The sequence below is a fragment of the Paenibacillus mendelii genome (genome assembly GCF_024498075.1).
In the GTDB taxonomy this organism is placed as follows: Bacteria; Bacillota; Bacilli; order Paenibacillales; family Paenibacillaceae; genus Paenibacillus_Z; species Paenibacillus_Z mendelii.
Window position 1 is genome coordinate 66,677 of sequence record NZ_JANHOF010000013.1, and the last position, 20,974, is coordinate 87,650.

Annotated in this window: 21 protein-coding genes; 14 read left to right on the forward strand and 7 right to left on the reverse strand. The window is 52.7% G+C overall.

Annotation, left to right across the window (positions count from 1 at the left end; genetic code table 11):
* Nucleotides 1-26: 26 nt before the first annotated feature.
* The 10 genes from NNL21_RS27335 (at nucleotide 27) to lepB (ending at nucleotide 9,945) form a co-directional block, all read left to right on the forward strand.
* Nucleotides 27-716 (forward strand): hypothetical protein, encoded by a 690-nt coding sequence (locus tag NNL21_RS27335; protein WP_204820527.1) that lies wholly within the window; start codon nucleotides 27-29, stop codon nucleotides 714-716.
* A 618-nt stretch (nucleotides 717-1,334) separates the two neighbouring features.
* Nucleotides 1,335-2,219, forward strand: a complete 885-nt coding sequence (locus tag NNL21_RS27340) for an ABC transporter ATP-binding protein (RefSeq protein WP_204820528.1) — start codon at nucleotides 1,335-1,337, stop codon at nucleotides 2,217-2,219.
* A gap of 13 nt (nucleotides 2,220-2,232) precedes the next feature.
* Entirely contained in the window at nucleotides 2,233-2,991 is a 759-nt protein-coding gene (locus tag NNL21_RS27345) for an ABC transporter permease (RefSeq protein WP_204820529.1), read from the forward strand.
* A 6-nt stretch (nucleotides 2,992-2,997) separates the two neighbouring features.
* Nucleotides 2,998-4,146, forward strand: a complete 1,149-nt coding sequence (locus NNL21_RS27350; protein ID WP_204820530.1) for a sensor histidine kinase — start codon at nucleotides 2,998-3,000, stop codon at nucleotides 4,144-4,146.
* Nucleotides 4,143-4,745 carry a response regulator transcription factor gene (locus NNL21_RS27355; RefSeq protein WP_204820531.1) on the forward strand — a complete coding sequence of 201 codons (603 nt, stop codon included), beginning with the start codon at nucleotides 4,143-4,145 and terminating at the stop codon, nucleotides 4,743-4,745. Before NNL21_RS27350 ends, NNL21_RS27355 begins: the two co-directional genes overlap by 4 nt.
* Nucleotides 4,746-4,937: 192 nt before the next feature.
* A complete protein-coding gene (locus tag NNL21_RS27360; RefSeq protein ID WP_204820532.1) occupies nucleotides 4,938-6,341 on the forward strand; it encodes an S-layer homology domain-containing protein in 1,404 nt (467 codons plus the stop codon).
* 116 nt (nucleotides 6,342-6,457) lie between these two features.
* Nucleotides 6,458-7,408 carry a magnesium/cobalt transporter CorA gene (gene corA / locus NNL21_RS27365; protein ID WP_204820702.1) on the forward strand — a complete coding sequence of 317 codons (951 nt, stop codon included), beginning with the start codon at nucleotides 6,458-6,460 and terminating at the stop codon, nucleotides 7,406-7,408.
* Between the two features lie 101 nt (nucleotides 7,409-7,509).
* Complete coding sequence (locus NNL21_RS27370; RefSeq protein WP_204820533.1) at nucleotides 7,510-7,797, forward strand: alpha/beta-type small acid-soluble spore protein; 288 nt, start codon at nucleotides 7,510-7,512, stop codon at nucleotides 7,795-7,797.
* 182 nt (nucleotides 7,798-7,979) lie between these two features.
* Complete coding sequence (locus NNL21_RS27375; protein ID WP_256555519.1) at nucleotides 7,980-8,528, forward strand: RNA polymerase sigma factor; 549 nt, start codon at nucleotides 7,980-7,982, stop codon at nucleotides 8,526-8,528.
* Nucleotides 8,515-9,945 (forward strand): signal peptidase I, encoded by a 1,431-nt coding sequence (gene lepB / locus NNL21_RS27380; protein WP_204820534.1) that lies wholly within the window; start codon nucleotides 8,515-8,517, stop codon nucleotides 9,943-9,945. The genes NNL21_RS27375 and lepB overlap by 14 nt, the downstream gene beginning before the upstream one ends.
* A gap of 35 nt (nucleotides 9,946-9,980) precedes the next feature.
* Here the strand turns inward: lepB and NNL21_RS27385 are convergent, their stop codons facing one another.
* Nucleotides 9,981-10,643 carry a TrkA C-terminal domain-containing protein gene (locus tag NNL21_RS27385; protein WP_204820535.1) on the reverse strand — a complete coding sequence of 221 codons (663 nt, stop codon included), beginning with the start codon at nucleotides 10,641-10,643 and terminating at the stop codon, nucleotides 9,981-9,983.
* Nucleotides 10,644-10,869: 226 nt separating this feature from the next.
* Nucleotides 10,870-12,381: an arabinosylfuranosidase ArfA gene (gene arfA / locus NNL21_RS27390; RefSeq protein ID WP_204820536.1), complete on the reverse strand. Its 1,512-nt coding sequence runs from the start codon at nucleotides 12,379-12,381 to the stop codon at nucleotides 10,870-10,872.
* Nucleotides 12,382-12,540: 159 nt separating this feature from the next.
* On the opposite strand from arfA, the gene NNL21_RS27395 reads away from it, so the two are divergent.
* Together NNL21_RS27395 and NNL21_RS27400 are read left to right on the forward strand one after the other, a co-directional pair.
* Nucleotides 12,541-13,455 carry an ArsR/SmtB family transcription factor gene (locus tag NNL21_RS27395; RefSeq protein WP_204820537.1) on the forward strand — a complete coding sequence of 305 codons (915 nt, stop codon included), beginning with the start codon at nucleotides 12,541-12,543 and terminating at the stop codon, nucleotides 13,453-13,455.
* A 118-nt stretch (nucleotides 13,456-13,573) separates the two neighbouring features.
* On the forward strand, nucleotides 13,574-14,449 hold the full coding sequence (locus tag NNL21_RS27400) for a TRM11 family SAM-dependent methyltransferase (protein ID WP_309145359.1): 876 nt from the start codon (nucleotides 13,574-13,576) through the stop codon (nucleotides 14,447-14,449).
* 17 nt (nucleotides 14,450-14,466) lie between these two features.
* Here NNL21_RS27400 and NNL21_RS27405 read toward each other — a convergent pair whose 3' ends face one another.
* The 4 genes from NNL21_RS27405 to NNL21_RS27420 form a co-directional block, all read right to left on the reverse strand.
* On the reverse strand, nucleotides 14,467-15,453 hold the full coding sequence (locus NNL21_RS27405; protein ID WP_204820538.1) for an aldo/keto reductase: 987 nt from the start codon (nucleotides 15,451-15,453) through the stop codon (nucleotides 14,467-14,469).
* Nucleotides 15,454-15,545: 92 nt separating this feature from the next.
* Nucleotides 15,546-16,367 carry an ABC transporter ATP-binding protein gene (locus tag NNL21_RS27410; protein WP_204820539.1) on the reverse strand — a complete coding sequence of 274 codons (822 nt, stop codon included), beginning with the start codon at nucleotides 16,365-16,367 and terminating at the stop codon, nucleotides 15,546-15,548.
* A 21-nt stretch (nucleotides 16,368-16,388) separates the two neighbouring features.
* Nucleotides 16,389-17,429 (reverse strand): FecCD family ABC transporter permease, encoded by a 1,041-nt coding sequence (locus NNL21_RS27415; RefSeq protein WP_204820540.1) that lies wholly within the window; start codon nucleotides 17,427-17,429, stop codon nucleotides 16,389-16,391.
* Nucleotides 17,426-18,409, reverse strand: coding sequence for a FecCD family ABC transporter permease (locus NNL21_RS27420; RefSeq protein ID WP_204820541.1), 984 nt, complete (start codon nucleotides 18,407-18,409; stop codon nucleotides 17,426-17,428). The genes NNL21_RS27415 and NNL21_RS27420 overlap by 4 nt, the downstream gene beginning before the upstream one ends.
* A gap of 260 nt (nucleotides 18,410-18,669) precedes the next feature.
* Here NNL21_RS27420 and NNL21_RS27425 point away from each other — a divergent pair, with 260 nt between their 5' ends.
* The gene (locus NNL21_RS27425) at nucleotides 18,670-19,665 is read left to right on the forward strand and encodes an ABC transporter substrate-binding protein (RefSeq protein ID WP_204820704.1); all 996 of its coding nucleotides are present in this window, start codon (nucleotides 18,670-18,672) and stop codon (nucleotides 19,663-19,665) included.
* A 101-nt stretch (nucleotides 19,666-19,766) separates the two neighbouring features.
* On the opposite strand, the gene NNL21_RS27430 is transcribed toward NNL21_RS27425, so the two are convergent.
* Entirely contained in the window at nucleotides 19,767-20,639 is an 873-nt protein-coding gene (locus tag NNL21_RS27430; protein WP_204820542.1) for an aldose epimerase family protein, read from the reverse strand.
* Between the two features lie 122 nt (nucleotides 20,640-20,761).
* On the opposite strand from NNL21_RS27430, the gene NNL21_RS27435 reads away from it, so the two are divergent.
* Nucleotides 20,762-20,947 (forward strand): YjfB family protein, encoded by a 186-nt coding sequence (locus NNL21_RS27435; RefSeq protein WP_204820543.1) that lies wholly within the window; start codon nucleotides 20,762-20,764, stop codon nucleotides 20,945-20,947.
* Nucleotides 20,948-20,974: the final 27 nt, after the last annotated feature.

A 20,974-nucleotide genomic window follows, 5' to 3' on the forward strand; every position in this document is an offset into this window, starting at 1 on the left:
TGTTAATGAGATATGGAGGAGTTGTCATGAAAATACCTTTAGCCTTAACCGTAGTCGTAATCGGGTCAATGGCGTTAACCGGCTGTACGGCAAACAATGGCCAAGCGAAGGTTGAGGTTCAATCCGTTCGGCAAAGCCATGATCCCTATCGGGGTCATACAGCGAATTTAAGTGATGCCAATGTAATTCCGAGCGCCGATCGAATGAAGATCCGGACGACGAATGAGTACGGGCATACGACCTCGGGCATGGGGACCACAGTCTATAGCAGGATTGGAAGCTCCGGCTTGAACAGTGACGGATTCTCCACACATCTGGAGTCGAGGCTGAGCGAGGCGGGGATCGATGGTGTGACGGTGTTCGTCATCGACGACATGGTTGTGCTTGCCGCGGATAAGCGTGAGACCACCGCGACAAAGTATGATTCCATGCAGCAGAAGGTGCTTAGCGGGACGGCAGGCTTCTCTGGCCACGGCAAGGAGCCGAATAGTAAAGCGGGCACGTTCGGAACCGGTAACACGATGGGAGACAATTTAGAGCAGGCGGAAAGCCGGATCAAGTCGTTTATTGGGGGAGAGGTGCGGGTGCTCAAGGTCACGAGCGCGGAAGCAGTTAAGACGATTAAGCAGATCCGCACTTACGCGGATAACGGCGGGACCCCCAAGCAGGTGGCGGCCGGCGTACAGAAGCTGTTGGAGCTGGCAAGTAAGAAGTAATGAAATGATGAAGACGTAGACGGTAGTGCCGCTCTGAATGGCCCATGTAAGAACAGCATGGCAAGATCAAGATCGGAGCAGCTGTGGAGATAGATATGTAAGCTGTAAAATTGGACGACCCTCGTTTCGTAATCGAAACGAGGGTCTTTGTGTGTCGCGCATGACTCGCGCGTATATGTGGTAGCGTGTAACCGCTCATGTATTCCAAATTTTCATTCACGAAAATAATACACGAAAACAACGAAAGCCCTAACCTCTCAATCGTCTCTGCGGCTCCGAGGCCGCGCCAGAATGATCCCGTGTTCCTTCAAGCAGCCGGATAAAGGAAATCAATGTGGTTGGATGGGAGGATGAATCCTTACCAAATTAGAGGAAAAAACAAGGGGTTACATCTACTTCAAACAATAACTATACACTGCTCCATCTATATTGTCAAGCTATCGACCTTGACGAGCAATTCATGCTGTGCATTCCGACAGCTTGATCCCCATACCTCAGTAAGAGCAGAGAGGGCTTTGAAATATGACGTTTGTCATCTCAAAGAGATGTTATTCATGCATACCGGAGGTTTTTCCATTTCGGTACGATAAGTACAGATCAGAACAAGGAGTGATACACATGGCGGTCGCCATTCAATTGGATAACGTAAGCAAATCGTTCAAAGGTAAAAAAGCAGTCGACAGCTTGTCGCTTACCATCGAGCAAGGGACGGTGGTTGCGCTGCTTGGGCCCAACGGTGCGGGCAAGACTACGACAGTGTCCATGATTCTTGGGCTGCAGCAGCCGACAACGGGTTCGGTGAAGCTGCTCGGCGGCGATCCGCGGGAGATAAGCGTGCGCGACCGTATTGGGGCTATGCTGCAGGAAGTGAGCGTAGTCGACAGCTTGAAGGTGGCGGAGACCATTAATCTGTTTCGCAGCTATTACACCAAGCCGCTGCCTCTAGATCGTCTTCTGAAGGTCTCTAATTTGGAGGGGGAGCGTAATAAGCTGGCATCGGCGCTCTCAGGCGGTCAACAGCGCAGACTCGGCTTTGCGATTGCGCTTGCAGGCGATCCCGATGTGCTGTTTCTCGATGAGCCGACGGTGGGCATGGATGTTTCAAGCCGCCAGTTATTCTGGGAGACCGTACGGGCCATGGCGGGCCGGGGACGGACGATTGTATTGACGACGCATTATTTGGAGGAAGCCGATAGCGTTGCGGACCGCATCGTCGTGATCAACAATGGCAAGCTGGTGGCCGACGGCACGCCAAGCGAAATCAAAGCAGGAACGAATGGACGGGTCATCTCATTCACAGCCGGTTCATCCGTAACGACAGAATTACTGCGAGCGATTCCTGGTATCGATGATATCGAGTGGAGTCAGAACCGGGTGATGTTAAAGAGTGCGGACACGGACCGGCTGCTCATTAACCTGGTGAAATACGGGATTGAGATGAGAGATATTGAAATCATGAGCGGTGGTCTTGAAGAAGCCTTCCAGACACTTGTGAATAAATAAACGAAGAGGGGCGATGGATGTGAGTACGACGGCAAGAGCGACATTGGCTCAGATTAAGGCGGAAATATTGAGGACAGTCCGAAACAAGCGGTTTGTTATCTTCTCCATTATCATGCCAGCGGCATTCTATTTCATATTTACCAGCACAGTGGGGGATAACACGCAGGTAGGGGGCACGGACTGGAAAGCTTATTATTTAATGTCGATGACAACATACGGTGTTATCGGAGCTAGCGTTACATCACTGGCGGTGCGGATCGCGCGAGAACGTTCACAGGGCTGGACGCGGTTAATGCGAATTACCCCGCTGCCCGGCTGGGCACAAATAACGGCCAAAGTAGCCGGACAAGGGCTGTTGAACCTATGCATCATTCTGTTTATGTTCCTTATCGGTGCGCTAGTGAAAGATGTGAACTTAACGGCCTTACAGTGGATTGAAAGCGGGTTGTGGATTTGGCTGGGCGCATTCGCGTTCATGTCGCTCGGTACGCTACTGGGCACGATTCGCAATGTGGAAGTGGTGCAGGTTGTCGGCAACATGGTTTACATGGCGATGTCCATCGTAGGCGGACTGTGGATGCCAACGGCTACAATGCCTGATCTCATGCAGACCATTGCCAAAGCCATGCCGACCTATCAGCTGGGCCAGGGGGCGTGGAGCATCGTTGGCGGAGGGGCGATCGAGTGGATGGGAGTGGGAATTTTGGCTGCTTATGTCGTGGTGTTTATGATACTATCGACGTATATCATTCGTAAGCAGGAAGCGGTGTAACCAAGAATGAAGAATAAACAAACGCGGCCGCGGGAAGGGCCGCCTTTTGTCTTTACGTTCATCTGGCTCTTTTATTTGGCATTCCCCTTGCATACGATGCTGCAGCAGCCCATTGGCGAGATGGTAGTCGACTCGATACTCATTCTCGTATTCGCAGCCAGCTATATCATTAGCTTCCGGTACCATAAGGGAAGATTCGGACTTATTATCGTGATGCTGCTTATTGTGGCCGTATTCTGCATTCGCTATCATGAGAATTTTCTCTATATGGCCTTCTATCCATCGCCTGTTATCGGGACATTACGCTCCACAAGACGTATGCTGCTGGCGATGGGTGCCATGCTGCTATTATTCGGCTCGATCAGCCTGCACTATGAGCTGTATAGCGATAGTGATCAAATGCTTTCCCTGCTGCCTGCTATAATGGTCATGCTCTTGATGCCTGTAGCGATGCGCTATGGTTGGCGGTCACGCGAATTGCGCGGCAAGCTGACCTTGGCGAATGAAGAGATCGCAAGGCTGTCCAAGAATGAAGAAAGACAGCGTATATCGAGGGATCTCCATGATACGCTTGGCCATACCTTGTCGCTGATTACGCTTAAGAGCGAACTGGCGGAGAAATTAATCGTTAAGAATCCGGAGCGCGCCGTTAAGGAAGTGAGGGATATTCAAGACACCTCGCGGGCAGCGCTCAATCAGGTACGGGAGCTCGTATCGGGCATGAATACGGTTACGATTCAGGATGAGGTCGACCATGCCAAGCAGATTTTAGCGGCTGCCGGAATTGTACTCGAGACTAAAGGTGACTTCGATACGCATGTGGAATCAACGATTATCGATAACATTCTGGGGATGTGCCTGCGTGAAGCCGTGACGAATGTGGTCAAGCACAGCCAAGCGAGAATGTGCACCATTGAACGTGCGGAAGAACCCGGGAGGATCCTGCTGTCTGTGACTGATAATGGCAAGGGGGTTGTCAATCACGAAGGCAACCCCGCTGTGGGCTGCAACGGAATTAAAGGGATGAAGGAGAGACTTAAGCTCGTAGAAGGCGAGCTTCTCTTTGAACCGGATGGTGGCCGCGTCGGTACCCGTCTGACGTTCATCGTACCGCTGGTAGCCAAATCGATCGTGAAGGGAGGAGCGGAAGAATGAAGATCATTCTGGCGGAGGATCAAGCGATGCTCAGAGGGGCTCTGAGCGCCTTGCTCGACATGGAGGACGACATCGAAGTAATCGGGGAGGCAGAGAATGGGGAGCAAGCGCTGGCGATGACGCTCGAGCTAGAGCCCGATATATGCATTCTTGATATTGAGATGCCTCACTTGAGCGGCTTAGAAGTAGCGGAACGCTTGAAGAGCGACGGCTCGCCGTGCCGGATTGTCATATTGACAACATTTTCGCGGGTGGGCTATTTTCAGCGTGCCATGCGGGCGGGCGTACGGGGCTTCCTGCTCAAGGATTCGCCGATCGGCGAGCTCGCCGCCGCGCTTCGCACTGTGCACGAAGGCGGACGGGCGGTTAGTCCCGCGCTCGCGCTAACGTTCTGGGAAGCGGAGAATCCGCTGACGGAACGGGAACGCGAAGTATTGAAGCTGGCGGCGGAAGGGCTGCAGGCGAGTGATATTGCGAAGCGGCTTCATCTGACGGCCGGGACGGTGCGTAACTACTTATCTGAAGCGTTCCAGAAGCTCGAGGCCAAGAACCGCATCGACGCGATTGCGATTGCCGGCAAGAACGGTTGGCTGGATTGAACCGAGGCTTAGAAGCGAGAATACGGCAGCGTAACGGTAACGTTAAATAGAAGCGAGGAATCCTGCTCACAGGCTGGATAACCGTATTAAAAGCAGGGATATCCTAAGTTTTCGTAAGTTTTGTAAAAAGGAGAGCTGTTTATGCTATAATCTAGCAGATTATCCGCAGTCGATAGGAGGGGACATAGAGAGATGAAAGGAATTAGACAAGCCCTGGGGTTTGCCGTCGTCATAGCGGTAATACTTGCCTTTGCATTTCCTGCCCGCTTGCATGCAGCCAATCTCCCGCCGAGCTATTGGGCAGTCAAGGACATCCAAGAAGCGAAAGAAAGCCGCATCGTTCCGCGCTGGATTGAGGGCAATTACCGTGATGCCATCACAAGAGCCCAATTCTCGGAGATGATCGTCCTGCTCTACGAGGCCTTGACGGGCCGGGAGCTTCCGGATCCGGTGAACAACCCGTTTCGCGATACGCGGAACTATTATGTCGGTCAGGCCTATGAGCTGGGGGTTGTAAAAGGTACAAGTCAGAAGACCTTCTCTCCAAGTGCGCCTATATCAAGAGAACAGCTTGCTGTTATGGTGTATAACACACTGATCAAAGCGGGATTCCGGGACAGGCTGCAGACGAGTGGAATACCGACGTTTGCCGACCAGAAGAAGATTGCCGCCTGGTCCGAGGATGCGGTCGGGATCCTCGCCGCGAGCAGCCTCTTGCAGGGCAGCCAATATAAAGACAACGTCTGGTTTATGCCGAAGCAGACCACTTCTATAGAGCAGGCAGTTGTTCTCGTCAACCGGATTAACAAGCAGTATGGAACTTTCTTCGTTAAGAACGAATATGATCTGCTGGAAGCTGTAGAGAAAGGAACTTCTTTCATTATTCATGATGAGCAGACCAGACAGATTTATACCAAGGCGAAGGCGGTACTCGCTGATATCATCAAGCCTGGCATGAGTGATTATGAGAAGGAGCTTGCGATTCACGATTACCTGGTGCTTCATGTCGCTTATGATTATGACAACTACAGCAAAGGGACTGTGCCAGACGCGTCATATAGCGCTTATGGTACGCTGATGGATGGAATCGCCGTATGCCAAGGCTATGCCAATACAGCCAAGCTGCTGCTTAACATGGCCGGTATCGAAGCTCATATCGTGACAGGGAAGGTGAAAGGGGAGCTTCACACTTGGAATAAAGTCCTTATCGGCGGCGAGTATTATAATCTCGACGTCACATGGGATGATCCGGTGCCCGATGTGCCGGGACGCGTGGATTACGGTTATTTCAACGTGACAGACGAGCAGCTTCGCATCGACCACAGCTGGCAGGACACATTGCCCAAGGCGACTGCGACCAAGTATAACTATTATGTCTTCAACAGTTTGACGGTCGGGAGCTTGGATGAATTCGAAGCCCGCATCGCCAATGCGATCGAGATGAGGGCGCAATCCTTAACCGTCAAGCGGATGTACGCGGATGAAGACGGGATCAAGGGACTTAGCGCGATCGTCTTCCAATTCCCGCAAGTAGACCGGTATTCCTACTCGTTAGGCAGCGATGGCGTGATAACCATCACCTTTGTCTATCTATGATCGCCAGCTCCTGCCTTCTTGGGCAGGAGCTTTTACTTTGACCAGGCCGGAAGGGGGTTGGATATTCGGCGCCTTGGAGTGCTACAATGGGAAGAAAATGGATGGAGCGCCTAGACATGATTCGTACGCTTGTTGTGACCAAAGACCATCAGGTTCTCACTAATTGTCTGCTTCATGAAATCGATCGGGAACAGACATTGTGGTTTTGGGCCGATTTCTGTGAGCCTACAGATGAAGAGTCGAAGCTGCTGGAAACCTATTTCCATTTTCACCCGCTGGCTATTGAGGATTGTCTTATGTTTTTGCAGCGGCCCAAATTGGATCATTACGAGAATGTTCACTTCTTCGTTCTTCATGCGCTTCATGAGCATACGCTCAAGGCCGAGGAAGTCGACCTATTCATCGGGCCCGGGTATATCGTCACCTTTCACTTGAATAAGGTGCCGGAGCTGGACGAAGCGTGGGCGAGGACGGTATCGAAGCCGCGATACGAACCTTATGGATATGTGAAGGCCGCTCATTCCGTCATCGATAAGCTGGTCGATTATTACTTCCCGGCACTGCATGCGATTGAAGATCAGCTGCTTGATTACGAGACCGGTCCAGGGAGCCATTCAGCATCCAAAATGATGAATCGTGTTTTTGAAATCCGGAACAAGCTGCTTAAGCTCAGGAAGACGATCACGCCCATGCGGGATCTGTTGTACCGGATTATTAGCTCCCAGCGCATCGATGGTTTAAATCATTATCATATCTTTTTCGCCGATATTCATGACCATCTGCTCAAGCTGTCCGAGATGCTGGATTCCAACCGCGATATGACCTCGGATATGCGGGATCACTATATGTCATTAAGCTCTAACCGCATGAACACGATCATGAAAACCTTAACGGTTATTACAACGATCTTCATGCCGCTGACGTTCCTTGCTGGCATCTATGGCATGAACTTCGAATTTATGCCGGAAATTCGCTGGCGATACGGCTATTTTGGCGTATTAATCTTCATGGCCTTGCTTGGTGGCGGCATGTTTGCCTGGTTCAAACGAAAAGGCTGGTTCGATTGACAGCTCCTGCCTCCTGTTGCCTGTGACTACATAAACGCAGGGCCGAGCGGGCATGTTATGAACGACAATAATGTGGCGTTCCATAAGGAGGCTCATACGGTATGGCGAGAAGAAGCAGAAGAAGACTAGTCGTTCCCGGTGCGGAGCAGGGGTTGAGTGCCTTTAAGGCGGAAGTGATGCGACGGGAAGGATACACGGTTGATCCGAGCCGGCCCGATGACGTGAAGTATGAAGTTGCTCGTTCGCTGGGCGTACCGCTTAAGCCCGGCGACAACGGAGAGCTGACGACGGAATCCGTCGGTCATGTCGGCGGCCGCATTGGCGGAACGATGGTGCGCGAGATGATCCGTCTTGCCCAAGAGCAGCTCGTGAAACAGCCGCGGCCTTAATGCCGCCGACTGTTAACGCCTGTTACATTAAACGGGGTTAATCACGACTAAGCTGCTGGAAATCAATGATGCGAGGCCGTTCTCTACAAGAGGACGGCCTTTTTTTGGCGTGACGAAGGAAAATCTGCAACTTTCTCCCGTTCAAACAGTCTATTTCACGGGGAGAAAGGGGGGGAGCGTCTGTGCCAGGCGATGCGTTAATACATTTGACTGCGCTAAGTCCGCCGGATTTTCGCCGGGTGATGGAGGAATATGCGGAGGATGTTTGGTATTATGCTTATTTCTTGACGAAGAACAAAGAAGCGGCCGATGACCTCGCCCAGGAGACGTTCGTGAAGGCCTTTAAATGCCTAGACTCGTTCAGGGGAGAAGCTTCTGTAAAAACGTGGCTCATGACGATTGTGCGAAATACGTGGTACACGCATCGGCGTTCTGCCTTTATACGGAAGGTTGTACTGGTCGGCTTCATCAGTACGAAGGAAGTGAACCCTTCGGCAGAGGCCGATTACTTGAAACGGATGATGGTGGATGATATATGGCAGATCGTCATGAGGCTGCCTGTTATATACAGAGAAGTGCTTATTCTACAGGCCCATTATGAGCTGTCCATGGAAGAGATGGCTAGCCTGCTTAACCTGTCGGTTACGGCGGTGAAGTCGCGTCTGCGCAGGGCTCGGAAGATGGCTGCGGCTGCTCTGAAGGAAGGGGAGATGGTAGATGAAGAAAGCTGAGCCGGACTGGAGCCGTCTGCTTCGAAAGCGTCCTTTTCGCGAACGAATGTTTACGGCGGATATGTGGGATCAAGTGGAGAAACAGCTTGATTCACCGAATCGTTCGAGCCTATTGTCCGTACAAAAGGCGCTGCTCGCCGGATTTGCGGTTCTCCTCGTGTGCCTGATTCTGCTCATCGGTTTCGTGGATGTTCCCGCACTGCGGCCGTATGGCAGCGGCCAATTGGCTGCCTTATTCGACAGCCGATCACCGATTACCGATGACACGACGAAGGAGGAGCTGCCGCTGCTCAACGAAACGACGCTCTCCCAGCGGGTCCATGTCATCGTCAATGACGGTATGGCCTGGTCGCTGCAATTCGGCATGTCGACCCCGGTCGTTGTCGACCCCGATTATTACGATAACCTGGCTATATCGAGAGGCGATGTCGTCTATTTCAAGACCCAACCAAGCGCTAATTCCGTGAACGAGCCCTACGATATCTCCCGAGTAGTCGGCCTGCCGGGAGAAACCATTCGTCTTCAGGATGGCCAAATCACCATTGACGGAAGAGAGCTGGATGCCTTCTATGGTTCAGCATCACGAGGCAAGGAGGATTTAAAGGACTGGAATACGAGCATGACCAAGGATGTGAAGCTCGGGGAAGGACAATATTTTCTATTAGGCGACGTATGGTGGCGAAGCTTCAATGACAGCCAGACAGCGGGTGGTTTCGACCGGGAATCGATTCAGGGAAAAGTGGTCGGTTATATGAAGCCGAAGAAGGATAACGAGCTGGAGTGGACGGAGCTGTACGACCAATACGACAAGGGTCGTCTTCGAATAACGGCAGTCATGCCCGAGAGAGCTAATATCACAGAGCTTTATCAACGGATTAAGGTGGTGTGGGGCCAACGATACCGTGAGTATTATTGGCACTCGGTGGCGAATGCGTCATACGAACCTGAGGTATACATGACGGATATGGATCATGATAAGTTGACAGATGCGGTCATCGTGCTGACAACGGCATATGGGAGCGGCGTCCATGTAACGGAACCGCATATTATCCGGCACGATCTGACTGAAATCCCCGTCCGTGACCCGATTAAGGGGACGCTGGAAGCGGTGACCTCCGAAGTGAAGGTTAGCGATGGTAAAGTAGATGTCAAGGTCACGCTCGGCAAGCAAACGATCGCCAAACAATTCGAGGAATCCGATGCGGGGATGTGGTTCGACAAGCTTGGCCTTGGCTCTATTGTGAAGTATCGATTGGACGAAGAAGGGAGGTTATGGGCCGACATTACGGGCTTTGTGTCTCCGGGTACGGTCGTGGCAGAGTTATCCGTCCGGTTTGACTTGCAGGATCGGGAGTATGTGCCGGCAGCGTACACGATGCGGGATATCAGCGAAGATGCCCAGCGGTATAAAGAGTGATTGGCGAATGGAACCGAACAAGCTTGCGCGTGCCCCTAGCCCATTATCATTTCAGTGTTCTTCCGGTTGCTGCGCGTAAGCGATTCAAGCTGCTCCTTATCCCCATAGAACAGGATGAGATCACCCTCCAGCAGCTTCTGATCCCGGCATCCCTTCGTGATTTTTCCGGATTCTCTCCGAATCATGAGCGGGAGGGGCGCATCGTCATGCTCCAGAATGTCACTGAGCATTCGTCCGATCCATTGTGAACCTTCCTGCAGATGGATGCCAATCATTCGCTCTTTCTCTTCCACAATAATTTCTTCCAGTGGAATTTGATCGATTTTATGGTCGCCGTTCATCTTGGAGATCAGAAGAAGTGAAAGCTTCTCCTTCACTTTTTTATTTTTGACGACGAGCAGAACCGCTGCAAGGCATACAGTCCCAATCAGCAGCGGCATTAGATGGAAGCTCGTGGACAAGATGCTGCTAATGGTTGAGATAACGACAGCCAAGGAGAACACTCCGAAGAGGATGAGAAACAGCCCGATTTTCCGCCGGACGGGATGGCGCAAGATCAACTCCGATTCTTCGGTCGTGAAGCCTGTGGCCGTGAGCATGGAAACGACTTGAAAACGTGATTTTTCAGGCTCTAAGCCTGTAAATACGAGAAGGCTTACGGAAATTTCCATGACCAGAAATACGACGATGAAGTACATTGAAATAAATAGCAGACCCAGATTGAAGCCCCCCTTAACCGCGATTGTTTCCTCTGCTAATCCATTACCCGTTATGGCTAAGCTGATTCAGTTGGACAGCAAAAAAAAGAACGTGATGTAACGATACCGAAGTCTGCATAAGGGGAATCGCAAGAAACCCGCCAGGATCTTTATCCCGGCGGGTAATACACGTGCCATCGATCTAATATCCGTTATTCCGTAACGACTAACTCAGCTTAATGCGGATGACATTCCATGACGCTTTGGCAAGCACAGCTTCAATACGGCCGCCATTGAGTACGGCTGCATTGCCGCCGGTATGAGGCTTGACCCGGTCTGGCGTATCCGCGGTATTAGCCGCCTTTAGATCGTTATTCTCGAGCACGATATGCTCCAAGACGCGGCAGGTGCCGAAGCTGCGCAGGTCGATTTCGAGCGGCAGCGTACCGTTCACATCGCGGTTGACGGCAAACACGGTCACTTCGCCGTTCTCCTCATTATGAACGGACACCGCCTCGAGATAAGGCACATCGGTGTAATCCTTGGAATCGTATTTAGGCGATTGAATAAGGGGTACGAGTGCTGTCCCGCGGCCGAGCGTGCTCGTATGCATGTAAGGGTAATAGATGGTTTGCTTCCACGCTGCGCCGCCATTCACCGTCATGATGGGCGCGATAACGTTGACGAGCTGAGCCATGCAAGCCATTCTCACCCGATCGGCCCGTTTCAGCAAGCTGATCAGCATGCAGCCCACGACGAGTGCGTCCTCGTGAGTATATACATCTTCGAGCTGGGGCGGTGCGATTTGCCACGGTTTGATTTTGCCATCCGCCTCGTTGGAGTGATACCAGACATTCCATTCGTCGAAGGACAGGTTGATCTTCTTCTTGCTTCGTTTCTTCGCTTGGACATAGTCCGCCGTTGCAATGACAGTATGGATGAATTGATCCATCCCCATCGATTGGGCAAGGAAGTTCCCGGTATTGTTGTCGCGGTTGCCGTAATATTGATGGAGCGAGATATAATCGACGTGATCGTAAGTGAAGTCCAGCACGGTTGATTCCCAATCGGGGAAGGTCGGCATGCCGAGGCCGGAGCTGCCGCAGGCGACGAGCTCGATAGACGGATCGGTCCATTTCATCACCTTTGCAGCCTCTGCAGCGATACGTCCATACTCGACCGCAGTTTTGGCGCCGATCTGCCACGGACCGTCCATTTCGTTGCCAAGACACCATGTTCGAATGGCGTGCGGCTGCGTATATCCGTGCTGGATGCGCAGATCGCTCCATTGCGTTCCGGACGGAAAGTTCGCATATTCAACCAGATTGCGTGCTTCCTCCGGTCCTCGCGTGCCAAGGTTAACGGCCATCATCGCTTCGGAGTTCGCCTTCCTGCACCAATCGGTAAATTCATTCAAGCCGACCCAGTTCGGCTCGATGGTTCGCCAAGCGAGCTCTTGCCGGCGGGGACGCAGATCTACGGGACCGACGCCATCCTCCCAGTTATAGCCGGAAACGAAGTTGCCGCCGGGATAACGAACGATCGGCACATCGATTCCTTTGACCAGCTCCAGCACATCGGTTCGAAAGCCCTGCTCATCCGCTTGCGGATGATCCTTCTCGTAGATGCCGCCATAAACAGCCCGGCCCAGATGCTCAATAAACGAGCCATAAATGCGTTTGTCGACTTCACCGATCTGAAAATCCTTGTCCACTATCATTGTGGCTTTGTTTGACATGAAGCGCACCTCTCCCTTAAATTAATATTATTATTAATTAGTTAATGAGATAACGTTTTCAAAAATAGTAAACACGATTAACGCTATCATTACAAGCTTTTCTTATCGACAATCTTGAATGAATATATTTGTTAATTACGATATAGGGAGATACACACGATGAGGATACAAGCGAATACGGAGCGCAAATGGCTGCCGTTATATGAAGCGTTGGCCAGTTCTGTGCGTCTGCGCGTGCTGGAGCTGCTGGCCGGGCAGCCGATGAACGTGAAGGAGTTGGCTTCGGCGCTCGGGCTCAGCAGTGCAATTGTGACGATGCATACGAAGAAGCTGGAGAAGGGCGGTCTTATTCGAACGGAGCTGGTTCGTCGTAACGGCGGAACGCACAAAATATGCTCGCTTGCTGTAAACCGCATTGAGCTCATGATTCCGGAGAAGGGTGATCAGCCGCGCCCCTTTCAAGAGTTATCCGTTCCAGTCGGACACTACACCCGGTTTGATGTTCATCCCACATGCGGGCTGGCGACAACGGAACGTATTATTGGACAGTTTGACGACCCGCGGTACTTCTTCGAGCCTGAGCGGATGCATGCCCGCATATTGTGGTTCGGGAGAGGCTTCGTGGAGTATCGGATTCCGAACTACGTGCTGCCTGGCCAGACCTTGGAGGAAATTGAAATTTCACTCGAAATCGGCTCAGAGGCTCCAGGAACCTCCGAGAACTGGCCGTCCGACATCCACTTCTATTTGAATGATGTTCTGCTTGGCGTATGGACGAGTCCCGGTGATCCCGGTGAGGGGCGCGGCCAGCTGACGCCCGCTTGGTGGAGCGTTAATCAGTATGGCTGGCTCAAAATGGTGCGGGTCACGGCGGGCGGTACGTTCATTGACGGCCAGCGGCTGTCGGATGTGACGCTGGATGACATTCCCGTCTCGCGCAACGACTGGACACTGAAGATCGAAGTGCCCAAGGATGCGCTGCATGTTGGCGGCGCCACCCTATACGGGGAAGGCTTCGGCAATTATAATCAGGACATTGTGTTCCGGACATACCGGCAGCCAAGCGGTGGTTAAGCTGTGGCATATGGGAAATCGAACGGAGGGGAGCAGAATTGGAGGACCTATTGCAAGAGGAAGGCCAGGAGATAACTTATCTGTATACCGTCGCATGCCATGAGGATGAGCTAGAGCTGTGCCGGATGGAGATGAGGACGATGCTGGGCAGCGAGCCCGTGGAGGGCGGCGTTGTAAGCGGAATAGATATTTCACCGAGCCGATTCCTTTCATCAAATATAAAATCACGATTCGTTACGAAGGAACAGATATCTCAAGTCTTGCCGAGCAGGTTAGTGCCATTGAACTTGATGGGCTGACGTTCAAGGTCGTATTGGTAGAGACGGATGGCAATATCCCTTATGAGGATCAGCGGGGGATTGAGAGGCAGATTGGCCTGCGAATACGAGGTGAAGCGGAGATGCGTAAGCCGGATAGATTGTTCGGTGTCGCCTGCATCAGAGGAAGATGGATATTGGGCGAGTGTGAGAAGGGAGAGCCGGTATGGCTCAAGCATAATCAGAAGCCGCAGCCTTACTCGACGGCGCTTGGGACGCGTGTTGCGCGGGCAGTCGTTAATATTGCCGTTCCGATGCCCAGCGGGGTAAGGGTCGTGGACCCGTGCTGCGGTATCGGAACGGTTGTCATTGAAGCCCTGTCGATGGGCATGAATATGGAGGGGTTCGATCTGAACCCGCTGGCGGTGCGCGGTGCGCGGGTTAACCTGGCTCATTACGGAATGCCTGATGTCGTGCGGGTTGCGGATATGCGGACACTGACAGGCAGCTATGATACCGCGATCGTCGACCTGCCGTACAATCTATGCTCGGTGATGCCGCCGGAGGAGAGGCTCGCCATGCTCAGCAGCGCAAGACGCCTCGCCAGGCGGATTATCATCGTAACCATAGAATCGATCGATGATGACATCAATCATGCCCGGTTGCTCGTCCTTGATCGTTGCGTGGTGCGCAAAGGCCGATTTGAACGACAAGTGCTTGTATGCGTGCATGCATAGATAATCCCCGGTAACCATTATCGTCCGTAGAAGCTGGAGACGGATGCAAGCTCCGCGATCTCGTCTGCCTCCAAGGTGAAACGCATCGCCCTCACATTCTCTACTGCGTGATGGGGCTTGGACGCGCCCGGTATGGCGAATACGGTCTCACCATGAGCGTGAATGAGCCAGTTCAGCGCGACTTGGCTTGGCGAAGCCCCATATTTCAATGCAAGCTCCTGAAGCAGGTCTATGAGCGGCTGCGACCGCTTCAGACCTGCTGGCTTGAAGGCGCTGCTCCATCTGCGCGGCCCGGAAATTTGCTTGGCCAGCTCCGGATTTACGTGAAACTTGCCGGTCAGCAGTCCCTGCTCAAGCGGAGAGTATGCGATAATAGCGACGCCAAGCTCCTTAGCGGTCTCCATAATGCCATTACGCTCGATTCGCCGGTCGAGCAGACTGTATTTCACTTGATTGGAGGTCAGGCGGAGTCCAAACTCGCGAAGCGTGCGGTCGGCTTCGCGCATTTTGGCCGCGGAGAAATTGCTGACGCCGACATGCTTGATTTTGCCGACCTTCACCAGCTTGGCCATCTCGCGCATTTCGCTGGCCGCGGATGAGAACGAATAAGGCTGGTGCACCTGATGCAGATCGATCGGCCATCCTTTCAGGCAGCGCAGCCGCTGCTCGATCGTTCTCGAAATGCTGGATGCGGAACGCATAATCGGCCACCACTTCGTTGCAACATGCGCGCTCTCGGCGGCCTCGCCAGCCGCGTTCAGCGCATCGGCGAGCATCTGCTCCGACTGTCCGCCGCCGTACACCTCCGCCGTATCGAACCAATTGATGCCGCCGGCAAGACTGGTGCGCACAATATCCTGAATGACCTCATCACCGAGCACGGGCCAGAATTTGCCGACGATACCGCTGCCTTTGCTGAACTGCCAGCAGCCCAGACCGAGCGGCGAAAGCTTTAAATCGGAATTGCCGAGCTGACGGAGCTGAACATGAGTAGTCAAGGTCATCCCTCGCTTTCTTGCGAATCGAATGCGTTCTCTCCCCATCATAACGAACAAAAAGGCCGCATGACAAATGCGGCCTTACAAGCTGTGATCTGTTATAGCGCGATGGCTTCGAGCGGAGCCGAGCCTGCCTGGTGTCCTTTGCCTTGCGGGATGCAGAGCGGCGTTCCGTATATGGGATCGGGAATGATTCGCGACTGCAGGTGAAAGACTTCTTCGATCAATTCGGAATTGATGATATGCTCAGGCTGCCCTTGCGCGAATACGGCCTGATTCCGAATGGCGACGATATGATGCGCATAACGACAGGCCAGATTGATGTCATGGAGCACCATGACGATCGTTCTCCGCTCATTCTGGTTCAACTCGAACAACAGATCCAGCACTTCAATCTGGTGAGTCAGATCGAGATAGGTCGTGGGCTCGTCAAGCAGGATCGTATCCGTATCTTGTGCGAGCGTCATCGCGATCCAAGCGCGTTGGCGCTGTCCGCCGGAAAGCGAGTCTACCGTGCGTTCGGCCAATTCCGTCATTCCTGTCGCGTGCAGCGCCTGCTGAACGCAGCGCTCATCCTCCTTGGACCACTGCTGGAGCCAGCTCTGGTACGGGTAACGGCCCTGCTTAACCAGCTGCAGCACCGTAAGTCCTTCCGGCGCGGTTGGACCCTGCGGCAGAATCGCCAGCTGCTTGGCCACTTCCTTGGTGGAAAGACGGGCGATATCCTCGCCGTTCAGGATGACGGAGCCGTTCTGCGGCTTCAACAGTCTTGCCATTGCCCGAAGCAGGGTCGACTTCCCGCATCCATTGCTTCCGATGAATACCGAAATCTTGCCTTCAGGTATCGTCAGGTTCAAGTCCTCGAAGATGTTCGTACCCCCGTAGGACAAGGTCAGCTTACTCGCTTTAAGTGTGCTCATCTCTTTTGTTCCCTCCTGGTATTAGGCTTGATTTCGGTAACGGTACAGCATGTATAGGAAGAACGGGGCGCCGATCGCCGCCGTGAAGACGCCGGCTGGAACATCTAATGGCAGGAATGCGGTTCGGGCGATCAGATCCGCGATCAGCAGCAATATAGCCCCTATCAGTGCGCTTACGGGAAGCAGATTGCCGAAGGACGGTCCGACCAGCTTGCGCGCCATATGCGGTGCCATCAAGCCAATGAAGGTCACCGCTCCGCCGATTGCGACTGCAGCTCCCGCAAGGGCTACGCTCAACAGCAGCAGAATTAGCCGGTGACGTTGAACGCGGGCCCCAGTGCCGGTTGCTACCTCGTCGCCTAGCGCCAGTACGTTTACATGGCGCGCTTGCAGCCAAGTCAGGGGAAGCAGTACGCCAACCCATGGCAGCAGGTTCAAGACATCATTGTTCCAAGAAGCGCCATATATGCTGCCGGTCATGAACGTGAGCGATTTGCTGGCGAGAATGAGCGGGCCCGAGATGATCAGCATATAGGAGACCGACTTGAATGCGGCGGATAATCCCGTACCGATCAAGACGAGCCTCAGTGGCGATACTCCCTGCTTCCAGGCCAGTATATAGAGCAGGAAGGTAACGCCGAACGCGCAGGCGATCGACATAAGCGGCATCCAATGAATCGATACGGAATCTGAGAACAGAAACATGAATAAGACAGCGCCCAGAGAAGCGCCTTCCGTTATACCGGTCACATCAGGCGAGGCGAGCGGGTTGCGGACAATCCCCTGCAGGACGGCCCCCGCGACAGCCAGGGATGCGCCGATAAGTACGGCAATGACAATGCGTGGCAGGCGGAGCTGATTCACGATGACATCATTCATAGCGCTGCCATGGCCGAATACTGCCCGAATGACATTGATCGGAGAGATGTACTGGCTTCCGATGCCGGTGCTGATGATCATGATGAGAATCGTTGCCGCCAGCAGAGCTAAGGTAACCCATCCATGCTTCTTCTCGAACAGATACGAAAATTTATCGGATCGTAAGGATATGAATTTACTCATGCAAGGCGTTTTCCTTTCCGTGCAATGTAGACGAAGAATGGGACGCCGATTACAGCGGTCATGACGCCTACAGGAACTTCTTTGGGCATTGCGATATACCGCGAGCCGATATCTGCCGACACGAGCAGGATGGCCCCGAACAGCGCGCTATAGGGAAGTACCCAGCGATAGTCGCTGCCGATCAAATAACGTGCGATATGAGGAACGATGATGCCGACGAAGGCAATTGGCCCTGCTACCGCAACGGAACCGCCGGCAAGCAGGATGACTGCCGCTGCTGCGATCCACTTGATGTGCGCGGTGCGTTGTCCAAGTCCTTGCGCGACGTCATCGCCCATAGCCAATACGTTAAGATGGCGGGAAACGAGCAGCGCAAGGATCATACCGACAAGCATATAAGGAATGGCTGTAGTGAGCATGCTCATCTCCCGGCCTGCTACCGACCCTACCAGCCAGAAAAGCAGCTGGTCGAACATTTTGCCATTGGACAGCATAATTCCCTGCGTTAAGGAGGAGAAGAATGCGGCCATGGATGCGCCGGCCAGTGTGATCTTGATTGGCGTCATGCCGTCCCGCCCGATGCTTCCGAGTAGAAATACGATTCCGCCGCTGATTGCTGCCCCGACCAATGCGGCAACCGAGTAGGCTTGTAAGCCGCTTATGCCAAGCAGTCCAGAGGCCATGACGATCGCGAAGGCCGCACCGGAATTGACGCCGAAGGTGCTTGGCGAAGCGATCGGATTGCGTGTGATCACCTGCATGACTGCACCTGCAACAGCGAGGCAGGCTCCGACAGACGCTGCGATAAGCGCCCTTGGAACACGTGTCGTTTGAATAACGAGATGCTCCCTCGAGCCGGTATTGTGAATGAAGGAATCCCATACCGTAGATAGGGGGATATCCGTTACGCCAAATATGATACTGCTGACCATGACGAGCACGAGTACGCAAGAGGTAAGCAGAAGACCAAATATTCTCATAATAGCCTGCCTTTATATGATGAACTAATTTGTAGAGCTGCAATGGAAGTACGTTATGAATTTTAGAGGAATGAAACGGGTGTGTCAATGATTTTGAGAATCGTTCTCACAATTTTCATTGACAGGCACAATGTCAATCACGTATAGTTTTAAAATGTAAATGATAATTGTTTTCAATTGATAACGTGAATCGGAACAGTCCGGTTCGATAATCTGGGAGGAACTGAAAGGTGAACACAGTAAAACGGAACAAACGTACGATGACATGGAGTATGCTGGCCTTGGTGCTGATCATGATTTTGTCCGCATGCGGCAATGGCAATGGCAATTCGAATAACGAGAAGCCGGCTAATGATAGCGCGAATAACGCGGGCAACAATGGTGCAGGAGCGGCCGATCAAGATCAGGTGCGCACGGTGCAGCATGCAATGGGCACCGCGGATATCAAGGGCACCCCGCAGCGCGTTGTCGTTCTAACGAACGAGAGCACGGAAGCCGTGCTTGCCTTGGGCGTGAAGCCTGTCGGCGCTGTGAAATCTTGGACGGGTGACCCATGGTACGACCACCTGAAAGCAGATATGGAAGGCGTTACTGAGCTGGGTGAAGAGAGTCAGCCGAACCTAGAGCTGATTGCCGGCCTGAAGCCGGATTTGATCATCGCTAACAAAATGCGCCACGAAAAAATTTATGAGACGCTGAAAAGCATCGCACCGACCGTAGAGTCCGAGACGCTGCGCGGGGAATGGAAAATTAATTTCAAGCTGTATGCGGAAGCGCTGAATAAGAAAGCGGAAGGCGACGAGCTGGTCGCTGCATTCGATAAGCGGATCGAGGACTTCAAAACGAAAGCCGGCGATAAGCTGAAGGAAACGGTATCGGTTGTTCGTTTCATGGCCGACAAAACGCGTGTTTACCACACAGACACATTCTCCGGTATCATTTTCGACCAAATTGGTATTACACGTAATCCAATGACATTGAATGCCAAGGAGCAATTCGTCGACGAGATTACGAAGGAGCGTCTGCCGGAGGCGGAGGCAGATCGTTTATTCTATTTCACGTATGATACTGGCGACGGCAAAGCGAACGATACCGAGAAAGCATGGACGAGCGATCCGCTCTGGCAGAGCCTTGGCGCTGTGAAAGCGGGCAAAGCTTACAAAGTGGACGATGCGATCTGGAATACGGCTGGCGGCATTAAAGCGGCCAACCTCATGCTTGACGAAATGTATCAAATTTATGAAATCCAACAATAAGCTAAGATCGGCAGTTATAAAGAAGACGCCTGCTCATATAGGAGCAGGCGTCTTTTCTTATGCGTCAGGAACAATCGATCGATAGAGCAGCAAGCAGTAGTCTAACTCTGGTTGTAATGAATGGTGAGCTCGGCTTCCAGCGTTTGTCCGGCTGGAATCATCTGAAGCTCTTCCTTGCGGTTCAATTCCGCAGTCAATGCCATCCAAGGCTCGACGCAGACGAAAGGCTTGCCCTCCACCTGCCAAAGCACGACATACTTGAACACGTCGCTGTAGGTCATGCGCACGGTGCCTTGTCCTTCAGGACCCGGGAAAGAGATCGCAGGCTCGGTGGCGTCAAGAAGTGCGACGGATTCTTGCAATCCGTCCATATCGATTTCGCCTTGGATCGGTTTCACGACTTGATCATTGTAATCCAAGATTTGTGTGGCATCCGTGCCATACGCAATACGCTTCGAGCTTATTTTGAAATAGGGATGAAAGCCGGCATAAATCGGCATGCTGCTCTCGGATAAATTCCGGTAGGATTGCCGGATCTGCAGGGCGCCGTCCTTGAGCGCATAGGTAAAGAGCAGCTCGAAGTCAAAGGGATATTCGATTCGAGTTGCTTCGCCGCTGCACAGACGCAGTGTCAGGGCTGCTTCGCCTTCTTCGGATAGAGACACGAATTCCCATGGCCGATTGCGTGCGACGCCATGATTGCGCATGGGATAGGTTACCCCGTCCCATTCATAGCGTCCATCAACAAGCTGGCCGGAGATGGGGAATAGGATCGGATTGCCGCCGCGGATATTCGCTTCGGGGTCGATCAAAGTAGCCTCATCCAAGTAGAACAGCTCTTCGCCATTCAAGCGGCAGCTGATGGCAATCGCGCCGCGTTCCGGGCAGATGGTGACAGAGGAATCAGTCGCTGCTTCTGTCAATGTGTATAGGGTGTACGTTTCATCGTGCTTGCGCACTTCATACTGCTTCATATCCTACCTCCAACATGTTTGTCCATTTACTAAGGCCAGCATATCATATTCATCCATTGCCCTAAAGTACGGCCAGCGAATAGCCGATAAAAGAGATAGCAGAAGAGGAGGTCGGAAATACGATGGATATTCAGCGTGTAGGCACGTTGGTTTCTGGCATGGCGAAATCGAATCTGCAGCAGGCGGTGGGCATCGCCGTTCTGGGCAAGTCACTTGATAGCATGCAGATACAAGGACAGATGCTGACGCAGCTGATGGAGCAAAGCGCACAACCGCACCTGGGCGGGAATTTGGACATACGAGCTTAAGTTGCGAACGTAATCGAAGAATGAAAG

Coding starts and splice junctions, on each gene's coding strand:
- NNL21_RS27425 (WP_204820704.1), top strand. CDS start 18,670: ATGACATGGAGTATGCTGGCCTTGGTGCTGATCATGATTTTGTCCGCA.
- NNL21_RS27405 (WP_204820538.1), bottom strand. CDS start 15,453: ATGACCTTGACTACTCATGTTCAGCTCCGTCAGCTCGGCAATTCCGAT.
- NNL21_RS27345 (WP_204820529.1), top strand. CDS start 2,233: ATGGATGTGAGTACGACGGCAAGAGCGACATTGGCTCAGATTAAGGCG.
- NNL21_RS27370 (WP_204820533.1), top strand. CDS start 7,510: ATGGCGAGAAGAAGCAGAAGAAGACTAGTCGTTCCCGGTGCGGAGCAG.
- NNL21_RS27340 (WP_204820528.1), top strand. CDS start 1,335: ATGGCGGTCGCCATTCAATTGGATAACGTAAGCAAATCGTTCAAAGGT.
- corA (WP_204820702.1), top strand. CDS start 6,458: ATGATTCGTACGCTTGTTGTGACCAAAGACCATCAGGTTCTCACTAAT.
- NNL21_RS27415 (WP_204820540.1), bottom strand. CDS start 17,429: ATGAGTAAATTCATATCCTTACGATCCGATAAATTTTCGTATCTGTTC.
- lepB (WP_204820534.1), top strand. CDS start 8,515: ATGAAGAAAGCTGAGCCGGACTGGAGCCGTCTGCTTCGAAAGCGTCCT.
- NNL21_RS27350 (WP_204820530.1), top strand. CDS start 2,998: ATGAAGAATAAACAAACGCGGCCGCGGGAAGGGCCGCCTTTTGTCTTT.
- NNL21_RS27385 (WP_204820535.1), bottom strand. CDS start 10,643: ATGTACTTCATCGTCGTATTTCTGGTCATGGAAATTTCCGTAAGCCTT.
- NNL21_RS27420 (WP_204820541.1), bottom strand. CDS start 18,409: ATGAGAATATTTGGTCTTCTGCTTACCTCTTGCGTACTCGTGCTCGTC.
- NNL21_RS27335 (WP_204820527.1), top strand. CDS start 27: ATGAAAATACCTTTAGCCTTAACCGTAGTCGTAATCGGGTCAATGGCG.
- arfA (WP_204820536.1), bottom strand. CDS start 12,381: ATGTCAAACAAAGCCACAATGATAGTGGACAAGGATTTTCAGATCGGT.
- NNL21_RS27355 (WP_204820531.1), top strand. CDS start 4,143: ATGAAGATCATTCTGGCGGAGGATCAAGCGATGCTCAGAGGGGCTCTG.
- NNL21_RS27435 (WP_204820543.1), top strand. CDS start 20,762: ATGGATATTCAGCGTGTAGGCACGTTGGTTTCTGGCATGGCGAAATCG.
- NNL21_RS27410 (WP_204820539.1), bottom strand. CDS start 16,367: ATGAGCACACTTAAAGCGAGTAAGCTGACCTTGTCCTACGGGGGTACG.
- NNL21_RS27395 (WP_204820537.1), top strand. CDS start 12,541: ATGAGGATACAAGCGAATACGGAGCGCAAATGGCTGCCGTTATATGAA.
- NNL21_RS27430 (WP_204820542.1), bottom strand. CDS start 20,639: ATGAAGCAGTATGAAGTGCGCAAGCACGATGAAACGTACACCCTATAC.
- NNL21_RS27360 (WP_204820532.1), top strand. CDS start 4,938: ATGAAAGGAATTAGACAAGCCCTGGGGTTTGCCGTCGTCATAGCGGTA.